This window comes from Acinetobacter johnsonii ANC 3681 (assembly GCF_000368805.1).
Classification (GTDB): domain Bacteria; phylum Pseudomonadota; class Gammaproteobacteria; order Pseudomonadales; family Moraxellaceae; genus Acinetobacter; species Acinetobacter johnsonii.
Genome location: NZ_KB849707.1, coordinates 132,206 through 146,220, shown reverse-complemented (window position 1 = coordinate 146,220; position 14,015 = coordinate 132,206). Strand labels below are relative to the sequence as shown.

The window sequence follows — 14,015 nt, the reverse complement described above, 5'->3', positions numbered from 1 at the left end:
TGCATAAAAAAATCCCCCTCTGCGATTAGCGGAGGGGGATTTGAATTAATGAGCTGGCGATGACTTACTCTCACATGGATAACTCCACACTACCATCAGCGCTAAGAGGTTTCACTTCTGAGTTCGGGAAGGGATCAGGTGGTTCACTCTTGCTATTGTCGCCAGCACAACTGTTTATGACTATTCGTTGGGTCTAACCTCAGAGCAGTGCTCTTCGTGCCTAACTTTCATCAAATGAGTTATTAACAGGTATATTTGAGTTGGATATTGTATCTAGCTTTATAACTAAATCAAGTTGTTTGCAGTGATTTGAACCACAACACCAACTGTTTGGGTGTTGTATAGTCAAGCCTCACGAGCAATTAGTATTGGTCAGCTTCACATATCACTATGCTTCCACATCCAACCTATCAACGTCGTAGTCTTCAACGGCTCTTTAGAGGACATAAAGTCCTAGGGAAATCTTATCTTGAGGTAGGCTTCCCGCTTAGATGCTTTCAGCGGTTATCCCTTCCGAACATAGCTACCCGGCGATGCGACTGGCGTCACAACCGGTACACCAGAGGTTCGTCCACTCTGGTCCTCTCGTACTAGGAGCAGATCCTCTCAAATTTCCAACGCCCACGGTAGATAGGGACCGAACTGTCTCACGACGTTCTAAACCCAGCTCGCGTACCTCTTTAAATGGCGAACAGCCATACCCTTGGGACCTGCTTCAGCCCCAGGATGAGATGAGCCGACATCGAGGTGCCAAACACCGCCGTCGATATGAACTCTTGGGCGGTATCAGCCTGTTATCCCCAGAGTACCTTTTATCCGTTGAGCGATGGCCCTTCCATACAGAACCACCGGATCACTAAGACCTACTTTCGTACCTGCTCGACTTGTGGGTCTCGCAGTTAAGCGCGCTTTTGCCTTTATACTCTACGCGTGATTTCCGACCACGCTGAGCGCACCTTCGTACTCCTCCGTTACTCTTTAGGAGGAGACCGCCCCAGTCAAACTACCCACCAGACATGGTCCTCGTCCCGGATAACGGGACAGAGTTAGAACCTCAATATTACCAGGGTGGTATTTCAAGATTGGCTCCACCGAAACTAGCGTCTCGGTTTCAAAGCCTCCCACCTATCCTACACAAGTAAGATCAAAGTTCAATGTCAAGCTGCAGTAAAGGTTCACGGGGTCTTTCCGTCTAGCCGCGGGTACACCGCATCTTCACGGCGAATTCGATTTCACTGAGTCTCTGCTGGAGACAGCGCCCCCATCATTATGCCATTCGTGCAGGTCGGAACTTACCCGACAAGGAATTTCGCTACCTTAGGACCGTTATAGTTACGGCCGCCGTTTACTGGGGCTTCGATCAAGAGCTTCGCTTACGCTAACCCCATCAATTAACCTTCCAGCACCGGGCAGGCATCACACCCTATACGTCCACTTTCGTGTTTGCAGAGTGCTATGTTTTTAATAAACAGTTGCAGGGGCCTGGTTTCTGTGGCTGCCAATAGCTCAAGGAGTAAATCCTATCACCGTCGGCAGCGTACCTTCTCCCGAAGTTACGGTACCATTTTGCCTAGTTCCTTCAGCAGAGTTCTCTCAAGCGCTTTGGTCTACTCGACCTGACCACCTGTGTCGGTTTCGGGTACGATTCCTATGTAACTGAAGCTTAGAGACTTTTCCTGGAAGCATGGTATCAGCCACTTCACTGTACAAGTACAGCTTGCTATCAGTTCTCAGCATAGAGTACCCCGGATTTGCCTAAGATACATGCCTACAACCTTCCACCTGGACAACCAACGCCAGGCTGACTTAACCTTCTCCGTCCTCTCATCGCATTACATAGAAGTATTGGAATATTAACCAATTTCCCATCGACTACGCCTCTCGGCCTCGCCTTAGGGGTCGACTCACCCAGCCCCGATTAACGTTGGACTGGAACCCTTGGTCTTTCAGCGTGCGAGTTTTTCACTCGCATTGTCGTTACTCACGTCAGCATTCGCACTTCTGATACCTCCAGCATACTTCTCAATACACCTTCATCGGCTTACAGAACGCTCCCCTACCACTTGCAATAAATTGCAAATCCGCAGCTTCGGCATATAGTTTTAGCCCCGTTACATCTTCCGCGCAGGCCGACTCGACTAGTGAGCTATTACGCTTTCTTTAAAGGGTGGCTGCTTCTAAGCCAACCTCCTAGCTGTCTATGCCTTCCCACATCGTTTCCCACTTAACTATAATTTTGGGGCCTTAGCTGGCGGTCTGGATTGTTTTCCTCTTGACTACGGACGTTAGCACCCGCAGTCTGTCTCCCGGATAGTACTCATTGGTATTCGGAGTTTGCATCGGTTTGGTAAGTCGGGATGACCCCCTAGCCGAAACAGTGCTCTACCCCCAATGGTATTCGTCCGAGGCGCTACCTAAATAGCTTTCGGGGAGAACCAGCTATCACCGAGTTTGATTAGCCTTTCACCCCTATCCACAAGTCATCCCCTGGCTTTTCAACGACAGTGGGTTCGGTCCTCCAGTTAGTGTTACCCAACCTTCAACCTGCTCATGGATAGATCACCCGGTTTCGGGTCTACACCCAGCAACTAAACGCCCTATTAAGACTCGATTTCTCTACGGCTCCCCTATGCGGTTAACCTTGCTACTGAATGTAAGTCGCTGACCCATTATACAAAAGGTACGCAGTCACCGAACAAGTCGGCTCCCACTGCTTGTATGCATGCGGTTTCAGGATCTATTTCACTCCCCTCACAGGGGTTCTTTTCGCCTTTCCCTCACGGTACTGGTTCACTATCGGTCAGTCAGGAGTATTTAGCCTTGGAGGATGGTCCCCCCATATTCAGACAAGGTTTCACGTGCCCCGCCCTACTCGACATCATCATATAAGCCCTTTCGTGTACAGGACTATCACCCACTATGGTTGCACTTCCCAGAGCATTCCACTAGAACTTATATGACTTAATGGGCTTTTCCCCGTTCGCTCGCCGCTACTGAGGGAATCTCAATTGATTTCTTTTCCTAAGGGTACTGAGATGTTTCACTTCCCCTCGTTCGCCTCGTATGACTATGTATTCATCATACGATACCTGCCTTATGACAGGTGGGTTTCCCCATTCAGAAATCTCCGGATCACAGGATATTTGCCGCCTCCCCGGAGCTTATCGCAGGCTATTACGTCTTTCATCGCCTCTGACTGCCAAGGCATCCACCACATGCACTTAATTACTTGACTATACAACCCCAAACAGTCGATCGTTCCTACAAGTGAGAACGTTCAACATTACAGTTTGAAGTACTGTGCACTTAAGCACCGTACAGCTTCAATTCAATTCACATACCAAAACGCTTGATTCAGTTAATTTCGCTAGTAACTCATTTCATTCAACGTTAACAATTGCTTGTTAAGTTAACTAAAACGAGTATGAACAAATTATTTCAACTCAAATATATTCTGTTAATGATTTTTCCAGCCTTCGTCAGGTCAGGAAACTGTGATAAATCACAGAAGTTAATAAGTTATCTACTTACTAATTTCTGTAATCCAACCTATCTGCGCGAAGCATAGCTTCTTGCTTAAATTTCAAGGAAAAGCATGCTTTTCTTGTCTTGAAATTTGGTGGAGACTAGGAGAGTCGAACTCCTGACCTCCTGCGTGCAAAGCAGGCGCTCTACCAACTAAGCTAAGTCCCCAGCTTATCAATAAGTCAATGTCTCTGCTTTTCTGTATTCAGCATTTAATAATGCTTGTTAGTCAGATTTGGTGGGTCTGACAAGACTTGAACTTGTGACCCCACGCTTATCAAGCGTGTGCTCTAACCAACTGAGCTACAGACCCTCAGATACATCGTCATGAAGAACAACTTGTTGTGGATTCTTACCAATCGTCAATCTTTCGTTAAGGAGGTGATCCAGCCGCAGGTTCCCCTACGGCTACCTTGTTACGACTTCACCCCAGTCATCGGCCACACCGTGGTAAGCGTCCTCCTTGCGGTTAGACTACCTACTTCTGGTGCAACAAATTCCCATGGTGTGACGGGCGGTGTGTACAAGGCCCGGGAACGTATTCACCGCGGCATTCTGATCCGCGATTACTAGCGATTCCGACTTCATGGAGTCGAGTTGCAGACTCCAATCCGGACTACGATCGGCTTTTTGAGATTAGCATCCTATCGCTAGGTAGCAACCCTTTGTACCGACCATTGTAGCACGTGTGTAGCCCTGGTCGTAAGGGCCATGATGACTTGACGTCGTCCCCGCCTTCCTCCAGTTTGTCACTGGCAGTATCCTTAAAGTTCCCGGCTTAACCCGCTGGCAAATAAGGAAAAGGGTTGCGCTCGTTGCGGGACTTAACCCAACATCTCACGACACGAGCTGACGACAGCCATGCAGCACCTGTATGTAAGTTCCCGAAGGCACCAATCCATCTCTGGAAAGTTCTTACTATGTCAAGACCAGGTAAGGTTCTTCGCGTTGCATCGAATTAAACCACATGCTCCACCGCTTGTGCGGGCCCCCGTCAATTCATTTGAGTTTTAGTCTTGCGACCGTACTCCCCAGGCGGTCTACTTATCGCGTTAGCTGCGCCACTAAAGCCTCAAAGGCCCCAACGGCTAGTAGACATCGTTTACGGCATGGACTACCAGGGTATCTAATCCTGTTTGCTCCCCATGCTTTCGTACCTCAGCGTCAGTATTAGGCCAGATGGCTGCCTTCGCCATCGGTATTCCTCCAGATCTCTACGCATTTCACCGCTACACCTGGAATTCTACCATCCTCTCCCATACTCTAGCTTCCCAGTATCGAATGCAATTCCTAAGTTAAGCTCAGGGATTTCACATCCGACTTAAAAAGCCGCCTACGCACGCTTTACGCCCAGTAAATCCGATTAACGCTCGCACCCTCTGTATTACCGCGGCTGCTGGCACAGAGTTAGCCGGTGCTTATTCTGCGAGTAACGTCCACTATCCAAGAGTATTAATCTCGGTAGCCTCCTCCTCGCTTAAAGTGCTTTACAACCAAAAGGCCTTCTTCACACACGCGGCATGGCTGGATCAGGCTTTCGCCCATTGTCCAATATTCCCCACTGCTGCCTCCCGTAGGAGTCTGGGCCGTGTCTCAGTCCCAGTGTGGCGGATCATCCTCTCAGACCCGCTACAGATCGTCGCCTTGGTAGGCCTTTACCCCACCAACTAGCTAATCTGACTTAGGCTCATCTATTAGCGCAAGGTCCGAAGATCCCCTGCTTTCCCCCGTAGGGCGTATGCGGTATTAGCATTCCTTTCGGAATGTTGTCCCCCACTAATAGGCAGATTCCTAAGCATTACTCACCCGTCCGCCGCTAGGAAATGTAGCAAGCTACATCTCCCCGCTCGACTTGCATGTGTTAAGCCTGCCGCCAGCGTTCAATCTGAGCCATGATCAAACTCTTCAGTTAAAAATCATTAGTAGCTTATGGCTACAAATCTTGGCTCATCAATTTTCTGACAAATATTTCTCAAATAAACTTCGAGTAATTTTTACCATTCAATCAATGAAATATTTTCGATCGATCAATCAGTAAAAATCCACACAAGTTGTTCTTCATAATCTCTTAATGATCTTCTTACTGATTCGTCATCAGCAAGCTAGGTCGGCTATACTACTCTCTTTCAAGAAGAAGTCAACTGGTTTTGTTAATTATTTTTAAACTTATTCAAGACTCTTAGATTCTACCGCTTGGGCTAAACCCTTGTTTCTCAACAAGTTTTAATCAACATCACCGCCGATGGATGTGCATTCTACAGCATTTCTAATCCCTTGCAACACCTTTTCTCAATAAATATTTTTGCATGTTTATTTTTCAAACTTATAAAATCATAAGTAACTGTTATTTATGTAAAATATTTTTTAATAAATTTACCTACTTCCGACCTAGCGCCATAAACCGCACCATCACATTCGCACAAATTAAACTTAATATATTGTTTTAATTCATTTAAATAAAAATATATCGAAATGATATTTAAATATTTTATTTAAATCGCTGTTTCTTTCTACTTTTTATGGTGAATATCCACTCACAATGCTGTTTTCTCAGTCAATTTCTATCTTAGAACCCAAAACAGCCATTCTATTTCTAGAATGGCTGTTTCCGATCATTACAATATATTTAGAACTTCAGACTGATACGCGCCCAATAATTACGTCCAATATTGTTGAATTGTTCTGTTGCAGCATAACCAAAGCCTGAACTTCCAAGTTTATTCAAATGCTCGGCATAGTTTTTATTCAGCACATTATCTATTCCGACTGAAAGGTCTAGATCTTTTTGGATATTATAAGTCCCATTTAAAGACAGAGTTCCAAAACCTTTGCTGTCTTCTAAATCGTATCCTATGATATTGCCTTCTCGATAGCTGGTACGATCTTGTGCTGCCACCACACGCCATAACAAACCGAGATTATATTTCTCTTGCACATAGCGTAGATTGAAACGCCCTTCTAATGGTGCAATTTGCGGTAAAGCGGTGTGATCCGTCGTATTTTCACCCCATGCATACATGGCACTGATGTCCGCTTGAATTTGATCCGTCAACTGGTAAGCCACACCTGCTTCAGCACCTGCAATGGTTGCATCGACATTACGCGTGTAAGCTTTCAACTCCTCTTTTTGGTTTTTTGGGTTTTTAGTTTCCACATATTTAACCAAAATATAATCTTGAATTAAGCCTGCATAAACCGAAGCCCATGATTTAAATGCACCCTGTTCATATTGATAACCTGCATCCAACTGCACGGTTTTTTCATTCTCTAGATCAGCAAAGGTCGTACCTGCACTTTGATGATATTTGGTACTAAACAATTCCCAATAATCAGGCACACGCTCTACATAACCTAATCCTGCGTAAGTTTTAACATGTTCCGCAAGTTCACTTTCAATTCGAATAAAACCACTTGGCAAGGTTTCTTTACGCTCTGTATCTATTGCTAAGTTATCGATCTTCGCTTGATCGACGCGTGCACCTGTCACCAGTTTATGCTGATCATTGAATACATAACTCAGTTCACCGAAAGCCCCATAAGACTCAAATTCCATATTGGTTTTAAAGGGAGAGTTCATACTCGGCATAGCATACATAATCATATTGCCGCCATGCTTATTGTGCTGCGAGTCTATTCCTGTCATTAGGCTAACTTTGTCCCATTCAGAAGTCATTGCAGCACGTGCATTCAAAGTACGGCGCGTTACTTCCATTTCCATCTTATTCGGCACAATCATCTTCATACCATGCATCGTCATGGTCGTTGTCGGTGGCGTTCTTAAGCGAAAATTATCCATGACATGATCGTTATAGCTATAGTCCACTTCCGCTTCGACTTTCTTGATCACCTCGCCAATGTTTTTCTTTTCAACATGTAAACCTAGACTTTCACGAGCAAACTTAGAGCCATCCATACTACGTCCAGCATAGACTGCCTCACCATCACTCTTCCCACCTTTCAGCTCTACCCATGTGTCCTCATTCGGAGTCCAACCCAGCGCGAGATCTGCATTCCACTTTTCCCAATCGGACGGAACCGTCTTGCCCGCTCCATCTTGATAGCTATCTGCAATCGAACGGTTGGCATTTAAACGTGCATATTTTGTTTCATCACCAACAGCGGCTTCCACATTCTGATCCAAACGACCATAAGAGCCAAGCATGACACTGGCTTGTCCGCGATAAGGTTTCGCCGAAGTGAGCTGTTCAGGTTCACGTTCAAAAATAACAGTTGCGGCTGAACCCGTATGCGCATACTGAACAGTTTGTGGTCCTTTTACGACCGTAATTTTGTCGTAGCTTTCAGGAGAAACATAAGAAGCAGGATTATCCATACGACTTGGGCATGCACCTAAATTTTCCGTACCATCTGTGAGAATTTTAATCCGCGAACCAAACATACCGCGAAAAGTAACATCGCCATTCGCGCCGCCATTTTTGATTTGGTTAAAGCCCACAATACTTTGTAGATAGGCTGCACCATCAACCGCAGGAATTGGCTGCGTGGGTTGTTTAGGGTCGGCATGTACAATCAGACCATGAGCATCATTGCCCTGCTGAGCCGTCACCACGATAGGTGCTAAAATGTGCGCACTGTCTGCTTCAGCGGCAAAGACTACGCTTGAAAAACAAGCAAGAGAAATCGCAGCCGCAAGAGGCTGTAAAAAGAATGTAGGCTGAGCCATTTTTATTCTCACTGAATCTATAAATACAACTAGGCTAGAGTCCGTTAAGACCCGAAAAAAATATGTCTAGGTTTATACAAACAATGGAGGTGCTCGCCCTTGAGGCAGTAAGAAGAGTTGTTGCAGTGCAAACCAAACATGCGCAAAGGCTTTTTGGAATGCAATTAAACGGACTTGAATACGGTCAAGTACCGCTTTTAACTCTAAATCAGGCGGCAACACGAGATTGCCATATACCGTACAGTATTGGCATTGATGACTTGCATCATGATGATTGTGTTCGGCAGGTTGTGAACTGAGTTCATGCTGAGCCTGCATTTCATGATGATGTGTGGAATGCTTTTCAGCATGAGAACTGAGTTGTTCAACTGGTTTGAGTAAAAGCGCACGCGAAATTGTTTCACAGACCGGCGCAATTTGATATTGCGTCGGTAGTAAAGGCTGTAAAAAAACAGCAATCTGTAAAAACACGGCTACACAAGACAGTAGCAACGCAGCTCTAAAAAACAATCCATTCCATCCGAATTGAGAACGCGGCCAGTATAACAAAGCCCAATCGACATTGGGCTCACTTTAAAGATGATTTTGAAGCAAAAAACTTAACCGCGTTTCACAGCCACTTTGTCTTTTTGGCGCTGACGAGTCAATTTTTCCACTTTTTCACGTGCGCGTTGACGCTTCAGTGGTGACAAATAGTCGACGAACAATTTGCCATTTAAGTGATCCATTTCATGTTGAATGCAAACAGCGAGAAGTTCGTCAGCTTCGATCTCAAATGCTTGACCTTCAAGGTTAATTGCTTCGATCTTTACGCGTGACGGGCGCTCAACTTTGTCGTATATTTGGGGAACTGATAGGCAGCCTTCTTCATAGGGCTGCGTTTCTTCAGTCAATGGGGTAACTTTGGGGTTAATGAATACCAAAGGTTGATCTTTATGTTCAGATAAGTCCATGACAATCAACTGAATATGTCGATCAACTTGTGTCGCGGCAAGTCCAATGCCTGGCGCTTCATACATGGTTTCAAACATATCTGCAGCCAGCTGACGAATTTCATCAGTAACTTCTTCGACGGGTTCTGCAATGGTACGAAGACGGGGATCAGGAAAACTTAAAATAGGTAATAAGGCCATACTGCGTCCTCAATTATGCCATTGATCAAAAAACCAAATGAAGGGAATGCTTGATCAAAAAAATGTGTGTAATATCGTTATTATAACGCAACTACATACATAATTTTAGGAATTATGATAATGAAAAAGGTTTTTATGGGCATGCCATCTTTTAGTGCCTTGGGGTTTAAGCAACACATGTTAGCACTTGCGGTTTGCGTAAGTGTTGGCGCAGGCGTGATTTCAACAGCTCAAGCGGCGCCTACACGAAATTACAATCCACCTGCTTTAAAAGCCAATGCACCGAATGTTTATGTGGTGAAAAAAGGCGATACCCTGTGGGATATTTCTAAACGTTTCCTAAACAATCCTGTGCGTTGGCCTGAAATTTGGGCCAGCAATAGACACGTCAAAAATCCGCATTGGATTTTCCCGGGTGACCGCTTACTGATGTGTACTCATGAAGGCCGCCCAATTATTGGTAAAGATGAAGGTGATGGCTGTGATGGAATTATTCGTCGTTATACAGGCGGCACTAAACTTCAACCTCAAGCACGCGTTGAGTCTTTAAACAATGCCATTCCTGTGATTCCACTGGAATACATTAAAAACTGGCTTGAACACAGCACCATTCTTTCAGAGGAATCTTTGAAAGGTACACCGTATATCGTTGGTGCTGCCGATGAACGTGTGATTGCAGGTAAAGGGCAAACCGTTTATGCACGTGGCCAAGGCATTGAAGTCGGTCAACGCTACGCGATTTACCGTGAAGGCGAACCGTACATTGTGACGGATGCAGAGGGCAAAAAACAAAATCTAGGTCTAGAATTGACTCAGGTTGGTTCAGCCATTGCTATTCGTGGTGAAAATGACATGTCCACTTTAGAAATTACAGACTCGTATAATTCTGAAGTACGTCGTGGTTATCGCGTGCTGCCTGAATACGACGCCATGCTTCCAACCTTGTTCTACCCAACACATGCACAAGATGTGACTGATGGTGGACAAGTGATTCGTGTTCAAGGTTCGATTGGTCTAGCTGCGAAGCATTCGGTTGTAACCATTGACCGTGGCACAGTGGACGGCGTTCAATCGGGTTATGTGTTCTCGGTTAGTCAAAAGGGGCAAGAAATTCGTGATCCAAAAACCAATGAAAAACTGACCCTTCCAACGGAGCGTATCGGCAACATCATGGTCTTTAAAACCTTTGACCGTGTCAGTTATGCTTATGTGCTCGACAGCGAACTGCCAATGAACTTGGGTGCGAAACTTTCTCCCTCTGTGGTCGATGAATAATCCACGGCCTTAAGGTGTACACATGCTGAACTCTTTATCACATGAACAGATTGCAACAATCACCCTGTGGTATTTAGTTCAGCATTCTTTATCAAGCTTTCAAAAACTACAGCGTCATTTTGGCACAAGCACAAAAGCTGTCGCTGCCTCCAATCTTCAGATCTGGCCAAATCTCGGCTTACACAAAAGCCATCTACAACGTGTCGTAGAAATCCAGACACCTGCTGGCCAAGCCAAGTTGCAAGCTTTACTGCATGACGTCCAAGCCAGTTGTGATTTTATTTTGCTGGATACTGAAAGCCATTATCCCTCGCAGCTGCTTCCTTATTCTGACCGGCCACCGATTTTATTTGGTCAAGGTAATCCACAAAGTCTACTCCAACCTCAAGTTGCTATCGTCGGCAGTCGAAAACCCAGTCCGCATGGTAAACAAGTGGCTTATGACTTTGCTTATTACCTTGCCGAAAAGGGCTTTTATATTAGTAGCGGTTTGGCTGAAGGTATTGATGCTGCCGCACATCAAGGCGGATTAAAACATCAACGCACCGTTGCAGTGATGGGCACGGGCTTAGATCTCACCTACCCCTCCCAACATCAAACCCTCCGTACGCAAATATTAGAGAATAATGGCTGTATCATTACTGAATTTTTACCGCACACACCGCCTTTAAAACGCAATTTTCCACGGCGTAATCGTATTGTTAGCGGACTAAGCTTAGGCGTCGTTGTTGCAGAGGCAGCACTCAAAAGTGGCTCTCTTAGCACAGCCCAGTCTGCTGCTGAGCAGGGCAAAACGATTTTTGCAATTCCGGGTCATATTTACAGTGAACATCATCAAGGCTGTCATCAACTGATCCGAGAAGGGGCGATTTTAGTCGATCATCCTGAGCAAATCATTGAAGACTTGGCACTCCCCACGCAATGGCATAGCCAATCCCAGTCGCAAGAAATCACCCCAAACGCGAGTATTGAAATCCCATCTGATTTACTCGAACTTTATAATCAACTGGATTGGGTGGGACAAAATATGGATCAGCTTAATTTCAAACTCAACACCGACATTGCCACACTCACTAGCCAATTAATGGAACTGGAGATTTTGGGACTCGCACAACAACAGGCTGGCAATTATCTGCGTTGCCGTTCCAGCCAATAAGGTTCACAATAACCCTTTATGAATCAATAAAAGGTACAAAGTGTAATGATTACCACCTCTGTGACTGAAGCGGCGCAATGTTTAAAACAAGGTCAAGTTTTAGCATATCCAACAGAAGCAGTATGGGGTTTAGGCTGTGATCCGTATAACGAACAAGCCTTTCTAGATATTTTGCAGATTAAGCAACGCCCGATTGAAAAAGGGGTAATTTTACTGGCTGGGCAAATTGCTCAAGTTGAACCACTTTTAGAACATTTAGATCCCCACATCCGTCAACAAGTGATCGACAGCTGGAGTGATCGTAGTCCATCAGAACGCGCAACCACGTGGTTGCTACCTACAAATGAACATATTCCGACATGGATTAAAGGCAATCATCCTAAAGTTGCTGTACGGGTAACCACACATCCGATTTGTGTGGCACTTTGCAATGCCTTTCAAGGCTTCATAGTCTCAACCAGTGCCAACCCTGCTAGATTGCCACCCGCTCGTTCACTACAAGATGCCAATCACTACTTTGCACAACAAGTGAATTATCTGAATGGTGACCTAGGCTTGAGCCAAGAACCGAGTCGCATACTCGATGCCGAAACTGGAGCAGTGATTCGTGCCTAAAAGCGTGCTATTTCTCAGGATTTTTAATGAAAAATAGATAAAAAAAAGCTCAGCCATATAGGGATGGCTGAGCATAAAAAAGGATGTGTAATCACATCCAGAGGGTCTGAAAACTGATGAGCAAACACTTAATGCCCGTTTTGACATTGGCCTAAGTTTGCAGTGCGCGTATTATGTAGCAAATTGCATTTCTAAACAAATAGATTTTTTATATTAAAAACAGCGTTAAAACGCTGATTAATGGAGATAATTAAAATATAATTCAAATTATCTACCTATTTTTAATCAGCTTTTGCATACATTAAATACATTAATCATCTAAAATAGCATTAATAAATTAACTTATTAATGAATTATTCTATTAAAAAAATAATTTAAATGGTCGTTTTCCAACCAATATCAATCCATCGAGTTTGCTAAAGGTGTCGTTTTTAATGCTGTTTTACGCTGTGCGAGTAAAATACCACAGATAATGACCACACCACCGACCGTATGATAAACCGTCCACGCCTCTTTCAACCAAACATAAGCAATCACTGCGGTAAAGACCGGCATCAAGTTCATAAAAATACTGGTTCGATTCGGCCCTAAATGGGTAATGGCCAACATCCATAGTAAAGGGGCAACTAAGGAAGGGAAAATGCTGGCATACATAACACTTGCCGCATTTTGACTATTGATTGAATCGAGACCGAAATAGGCAATGAAAGGCAAATGGTAAAGCAGTGCAAAAAAGATCTGCACATAGAGGCTCAGCATCAAGGGAATTTGCAATTGCCACTTTTTCAAAAACACCCCATAAAAGGCATAGAAGAATACCGCAACCACCATCAGGACATCACCCAAATGCCCACCCGATTGAACTAAGCCCGCAAGATTGCCCTGCCCAATGATATAAACCAAACCTGCAAAAGATAAAATACTCCCGATCATCGCAAAACGATTTGGAATATCTTTTAAGATCAGCAGTGAAACAAAAATGGTAAAGATCGGAATAAAGGCATTAATCAGTCCCATATTGGTCGCGGTCGTATAGTGCGCTGCGGTGTAGGCTAAGCCCTGATACAACACCAGACCAAATGCACTTAGCACTGCCAACTGACCTAAATGCGCTCGGATTAATGCCCACTGCCGACATAAAGGTCGCACGACAAAAGGCGTTAAAAGAATGAAGGCAAAGAACCACCGATAAAAACTAATACTGACTGGCGAAATGAAATCAGCTACATAACGCGTAACGACAATATTGATCGACCAAATGAGTACGGCAATGATAGGGAGACTCAAAGCCCAATACATACGTTGTGGTGTGGTACTCATTCTTTTTCCCGTTTAGCTTTTGTTTGCAAAATTTAAATGAATGGTAAAACATTTTTATGATTTATTCGAATATCATTTGGGTATCACACATAATTGATACATTTATCTTAAAATATAAAATTCATAAAAAACATAATATTAAGACAATACAAAACTATACATTTCAATAAATTGATGCATTTCAGCAACTTCACTCTACAAAAACACCATAGAACAATGTCAACGATCTCTGCATCGTATTGATGCTGTTCTAGCGAACGTATTTTTTAATTGATTGGTCATTGCTCTTAGACTCTGGCCTACAAAA

The 14,015-nt window shown here is 44.4% G+C and carries 7 protein-coding genes, 2 tRNA genes and 3 rRNA genes; 3 read left to right on the top strand and 9 right to left on the bottom strand.

All coding sequences use genetic code 11. From position 1 onward, the window contains the following. Window positions 1–51: 51 nt before the first annotated feature. From rrf to def, 8 genes are all read right to left on the bottom strand, one after another. Window positions 52–166, bottom strand: a 5S ribosomal RNA gene (gene rrf / locus F946_RS14945). A gap of 175 nt (window positions 167–341) precedes the next feature. Then, a 23S ribosomal RNA gene (locus tag F946_RS14940) occupies window positions 342–3,235 on the bottom strand. Window positions 3,236–3,617: 382 nt separating this feature from the next. After that, window positions 3,618–3,693, bottom strand: a tRNA-Ala gene (locus F946_RS14935). A gap of 68 nt (window positions 3,694–3,761) precedes the next feature. After that, window positions 3,762–3,838, bottom strand: a tRNA-Ile gene (locus F946_RS14930). 61 nt (window positions 3,839–3,899) lie between these two features. Further along, a 16S ribosomal RNA gene (locus F946_RS14925) occupies window positions 3,900–5,437 on the bottom strand. Together the 16S, 23S and 5S rRNA genes with 2 tRNA genes alongside form the textbook arrangement of a ribosomal RNA operon. Before the next feature lie 714 nt (window positions 5,438–6,151). Further along, window positions 6,152–8,209, bottom strand: a complete 2,058-nt coding sequence (locus F946_RS14920) for a TonB-dependent copper receptor (protein WP_004984068.1) — start codon at window positions 8,207–8,209, stop codon at window positions 6,152–6,154. 72 nt (window positions 8,210–8,281) lie between these two features. Continuing rightward, window positions 8,282–8,719 (bottom strand): DUF2946 family protein, encoded by a 438-nt coding sequence (locus tag F946_RS14915; RefSeq protein WP_004984066.1) that lies wholly within the window; start codon window positions 8,717–8,719, stop codon window positions 8,282–8,284. Window positions 8,720–8,808: 89 nt separating this feature from the next. Next, window positions 8,809–9,342: a peptide deformylase gene (def, locus tag F946_RS14910; RefSeq protein WP_004684452.1), complete on the bottom strand. Its 534-nt coding sequence runs from the start codon at window positions 9,340–9,342 to the stop codon at window positions 8,809–8,811. Window positions 9,343–9,462: 120 nt separating this feature from the next. On the opposite strand from def, the gene F946_RS14905 reads away from it, so the two are divergent. From F946_RS14905 to F946_RS14895, 3 genes are read left to right on the top strand one after another with little or no spacing between them, the layout of a single operon-like run. Next, the gene (locus F946_RS14905) at window positions 9,463–10,617 is read left to right on the top strand and encodes a LysM peptidoglycan-binding domain-containing protein (protein WP_004984064.1); all 1,155 of its coding nucleotides are present in this window, start codon (window positions 9,463–9,465) and stop codon (window positions 10,615–10,617) included. A gap of 22 nt (window positions 10,618–10,639) precedes the next feature. Beyond that, on the top strand, window positions 10,640–11,773 hold the full coding sequence (gene dprA / locus F946_RS14900; protein WP_004984061.1) for a DNA-processing protein DprA: 1,134 nt from the start codon (window positions 10,640–10,642) through the stop codon (window positions 11,771–11,773). A gap of 45 nt (window positions 11,774–11,818) precedes the next feature. Continuing rightward, entirely contained in the window at window positions 11,819–12,388 is a 570-nt protein-coding gene (locus tag F946_RS14895; RefSeq protein ID WP_004984059.1) for an L-threonylcarbamoyladenylate synthase type 1 TsaC, read from the top strand. Window positions 12,389–12,787: 399 nt separating this feature from the next. Here F946_RS14895 and F946_RS14890 read toward each other — a convergent pair whose 3' ends face one another. Further along, entirely contained in the window at window positions 12,788–13,708 is a 921-nt protein-coding gene (locus F946_RS14890) for a DMT family transporter (protein ID WP_004984057.1), read from the bottom strand. Window positions 13,709–14,015 lie beyond the last annotated feature (307 nt).